Below are 4,176 nucleotides of genomic sequence, written 5' to 3'. Positions count from 1 at the left end.
AAATTGAATCAGAACAACAGGTCTATAATAAGGGTCTGGAAAAAACACGAACAGGTTTTGCTGCACGATTTAATAAGTTTTTAGCTAATTTTCGCTCAGTTGATGAGGACTTCTTTGAAGATTTGGAAGAAACCTTAGTTGGCGCTGACGTAGGATTTGATATGGCTATTAAAATTTCTGATGAATTACGTGAAGAGGTTAAATTAGAAAACGCTAAACGTAAAGAAGACGTACGTGATGTTATCATTAAGAAAATGGTTGACTTATATGAGGCTGACGGCGTTGATGAAGATGCAACAATGCACTTTAATGCGAACGGGACAACAGTTATTCTATTTGTCGGTGTCAATGGTGTGGGTAAAACCACAACTATCGGAAAGTTAGCTACAAAATATCGGCAACAAGGCCAATCGGTCTTGCTTGCTGCTGCAGATACCTTCCGTGCAGGGGCAACAAAACAGTTACAAGAATGGGGAGAGCGTGCGGGTGTACCAGTTGTTGCTGGAAAAGAAAAAGCCGATCCGGCTTCTGTAGTATTTGAAGCAATTGCTAAAGCTCGAGATGAAAAATTTGATATCTTGTTTGTTGATACAGCTGGTCGTTTGCAGAATAATGTCAACTTGATGCAAGAGTTAGAAAAAATGAAACGCATTATACAACGTGAAATCCCAAATGCACCTCATGAAGTATTACTAGTACTGGATTCTACAACTGGTCAAAATGCATTGCAACAGGCTAAATTGTTTAAAGATTCATCAGATGTTACAGGTATTGTATTGACCAAGATGGATGGGACTGCAAAAGGTGGCATTGTGTTTGCGATACGTAGTGCCATGCATTTACCTGTGAAATGGATTGGTTTTGGTGAAAAAGCGAGTGACTTACGTGTTTTCAAACCCGAAGAATTTATTTACGGATTGTTTAAGGACTTGATCGAATGAAATTCGAAGAAAAGAATCATATAAATTCACTATTTGGATTTTATGGTGTATTATTAACCACCAAACAACAAGATTATTTACGTTATTATTTTGAAGACGATTATTCAATTGTTGAAATTGCAGAGGCAGAAGTAGTTAGTAGACAAGCTGTCTCTGATAATATTAAGCGTGGTATTGAGCAACTTTTAAAATATGAACAAAAATTAAATCTGCAACGAGATTTTGAAGCACGTTCTGCTATTGAAAAAAAAGTTTTATCGTACATTGATAAAAATTATAGCGAGGATGTACAACTACAAACACTTGTTTCACAGCTCATGGCACACGAAATAGAAGACTAAAATGAGCTAAAAATCAGGAGGAAATCCACTAATTAAGAATAATTAGTGCAAGAAATATTATGGCTTTTGAAAATTTAACTGAACGTCTATCCAAGGCGATGAAAAATCTGACAGGTCGAGGACGTGTTAGTGAAGAAGACTTACGCGCAACAATGCGAGAAATTCGTTTAGCATTGCTGGAAGCCGATGTTAACTACGATACTGTTAAGAAATTTGTAGCTAATGTTCGTGAAAAAGCCAGTGGGGCTGACATATTAGAAGGCTTAAATCCTGCACAACAAGTTGTTAAAATCGTGAACGATGAATTAACAGCAACAATGGGTGAAGAAGCTGTTCCTTTGAATAAGTCACCTAAAATCCCAACAATCATTATGATGGCTGGATTACAGGGTGCTGGAAAAACCACAACAGTTGCCAAATTAGCTTACAAATTAAAGCATGAAAACAAAGCTAGACCATTATTGATTGCTGCCGATGTTTATCGTCCAGCTGCTATTGATCAATTAGAAATACTAGGACGTGATCTTGAAATTCCAGTGTTTCAACTTGGAACAGACATTGATCCAAGAGATATTGTTCGTCAAGGTTTAGCCGAAGCACAAAAAAACAAAAATGATTATGTATTTATTGATACTGCTGGTCGCTTGCAGATTGATGAAGCATTAATGCAGGAACTAAAAGATATTGCTAACATTGCTTCACCAGATGAAATTTTGTTGACAGTGGATGCGATGACAGGACAAAATGCTGCTGAGACTGCAAAAGGCTTTTCAGCATCGTTAGATTTGACAGGTATTGTTTTAACCAAATTAGATGGTGATACACGTGGTGGTGCAGCCTTATCAATTCGTGATGTTACTGGTAAACCAATTAAATTTATTGGGCAAGGCGAAAAGCCAACTGATTTAGATGTCTTTTATCCAGATCGTATGGCATCTCGAATTTTGGGTATGGGTGATGTGCTGACATTAATTGAGAAAGCACAACGCGATTTTGATCAAGAAGCTCAAGAGAAGCAACTTGAAAAAATGCGACAAAATACATTTGATTTCAATGATTTTGTTGCTCAATTACAGCAAGTTCAAAAAATGGGACCAATGGAAGATTTATTGAAAATGATTCCTGGTATGGCGAATAATCCTGCTTTAGCAAATATTAATATTGATGCGAAGCAGTTTGCTCACTTAGAAGCGATTGTCAGTTCAATGACACCTGAAGAACGAGAGAATCCTGATTTAATTAACCCATCTCGTCGTAGGCGTCTTGCAGCAGGTGCTGGACGTCCGATTGTGGAAGTTAATCGTATGATTAAACAATTTGATCAAATGCGTAAAATGATGAATCAAGCGACTAATGGCAATTTCGGTGGCATTGATAAAATGATGGGCAATGCAGGTATGGATATGTCATCTATGATGGGTGGTATGAACGGTGGCATGCCAAAAGGAAATTTTGGACAAAAAATTCAAAATTTTGCTATTAAACAAGCTGCTCGCCGATTGCAAAAGGCAAAGAAGAAGCGTGGCAAAAAATAATGCAAAAATTAGAACGAGTTTTGCCAATTTTTGTATTTATTGTTTGTTCGTGCTCTAACTTATTGAATATGAAAAATACAAGTTTTTTAACTATTATTTCAGCTTTCTTCTGGGCAGCAATAATGGGATTAATTATTTACGGCTTAATTCGATTACTAGGTTGGTGGATATTACACTAATGACTAGATAACACTTTAGGCTGTGAAGATACGTGGGAAAAGGAGATATATGTCAATTAAACTAATCGCTTCAGATCTTGATGCAACATTTTTAAAAAATGATAAAAGTTTTAACGAACCTTTATTCCAAGAAGTGCTTGATAAACTTCATGCACAAGGCGGACAGTTTGTTGTTGCTACAGGTAATCATGTCAAAAAAATAAAAGAATACTTTAGAAATTTTGACGGTCAATATCAATTGATTGCCAATAATGGTGCTGAAGTCATTTTAAATGGTGAGTTGAAGCAAGTTTGGTCTGTTCCAAATGAGTCGTTAGCAATCATAAATGACTTATCAAATAAATATCTAGCAGACTTACAATTGGGGATTTCATTTGTTGCAGCAACCCGATCTTATATGATTGTTAAAAATCATAATGATGAACAACTCTCCTTTGCTAAAACTTACTTTGAAAACCTAACATTAATCAATTCAGTTGATGAAATTAAAGAGCCTATTTTAAAAATTTCGTTAGTTATACCGGAATTAGAATATGAATTTATGAGAGAGGCTAAAACAATTTTAGGTAATAAGGTGCATGTTACGACTTCTGGATATGGTGCGATTGATATTGTGAATCCCTATGTTAATAAAGCAAATGCTCTGCGTTATATAGCTGAAACTTTAGACATTTCGGTGGATGAGATTATGGCTTTTGGTGACGGGTTAAATGATCTAGAAATGCTAGAATATGTTGGTCATCCATATGCAATGACAAATGCGGACAAAGAACTTTTCAAACATGATTTTGAGGTCAGTATTGCAGATAACGAACATGATGGTGTATTGCGAACCATTTTAGAAAAACTATAGCTGCTGATTGATTGGTATAAATATAAAATGATGCAATGAATTATTTCAATATTTTAATAAAAGCCTATGATAAACGTTTATTATAGGTTTTTATATATTACTAAACTGATTTTTTATTACAATGTTAAGCTATTATTACTTTTGTATCAACAATCGTAAAATTATAAAAAATATGCTAATATTTTTCATAAGTGTTAGTTATTTATTTTTGCATTAATGGAAATGTTAAACGTATAATAGGGAGTGATTTGATGAAAATAAAAGAAACAATTACCCGAAAAAAGCTGTATAAGTCAGGTAAGACATGGGTTGCGGCTGCTACAGCAT

The 4,176-nt window shown here is 35.0% G+C and carries 6 protein-coding genes; all 6 read left to right on the top strand.

Annotation, left to right across the window (positions count from 1 at the left end):
• Nucleotides 1-941: signal recognition particle-docking protein FtsY (gene ftsY, locus K5Q12_RS06470; protein WP_220742904.1), on the top strand; the 941-nt coding region annotated here is incomplete at its 5' end.
• On the top strand, nucleotides 938-1,282 hold the full coding sequence (ylxM, locus tag K5Q12_RS06465) for a YlxM family DNA-binding protein (protein ID WP_220742902.1): 345 nt from the start codon (nucleotides 938-940) through the stop codon (nucleotides 1,280-1,282). The genes ftsY and ylxM, both read left to right, overlap by 4 nt.
• Before the next feature lie 59 nt (nucleotides 1,283-1,341).
• A complete protein-coding gene (gene ffh, locus K5Q12_RS06460; protein WP_220742900.1) occupies nucleotides 1,342-2,817 on the top strand; it encodes a signal recognition particle protein in 1,476 nt (491 codons plus the stop codon).
• Entirely contained in the window at nucleotides 2,817-2,996 is a 180-nt protein-coding gene (locus K5Q12_RS06455) for a hypothetical protein (RefSeq protein WP_220742899.1), read from the top strand. The genes ffh and K5Q12_RS06455 overlap by 1 nt, the downstream gene beginning before the upstream one ends.
• Nucleotides 2,997-3,045: 49 nt before the next feature.
• Nucleotides 3,046-3,849: a Cof-type HAD-IIB family hydrolase gene (locus K5Q12_RS06450; RefSeq protein WP_220742897.1), complete on the top strand. Its 804-nt coding sequence runs from the start codon at nucleotides 3,046-3,048 to the stop codon at nucleotides 3,847-3,849.
• Between the two features lie 251 nt (nucleotides 3,850-4,100).
• Nucleotides 4,101-4,176 (top strand): KxYKxGKxW signal peptide domain-containing protein (locus K5Q12_RS07280; protein ID WP_220742906.1); only part of this gene is annotated, 76 nt, incomplete at its 3' end.

It is taken from the genome of Leuconostoc palmae (assembly GCF_019656075.1).
In the GTDB taxonomy this organism is placed as follows: Bacteria; Bacillota; Bacilli; order Lactobacillales; family Lactobacillaceae; genus Leuconostoc; species Leuconostoc palmae.
The sequence above is the reverse complement of the archived record's forward strand: the minus strand, read 5'-3'. Positions and strand labels throughout refer to the sequence as shown.

Coding starts and splice junctions, on each gene's coding strand:
- K5Q12_RS06450 (WP_220742897.1), top strand. CDS start 3,046: ATGTCAATTAAACTAATCGCTTCAGATCTTGATGCAACATTTTTAAAA.
- ylxM (WP_220742902.1), top strand. CDS start 938: ATGAAATTCGAAGAAAAGAATCATATAAATTCACTATTTGGATTTTAT.
- ffh (WP_220742900.1), top strand. CDS start 1,342: ATGGCTTTTGAAAATTTAACTGAACGTCTATCCAAGGCGATGAAAAAT.
- K5Q12_RS06455 (WP_220742899.1), top strand. CDS start 2,817: ATGCAAAAATTAGAACGAGTTTTGCCAATTTTTGTATTTATTGTTTGT.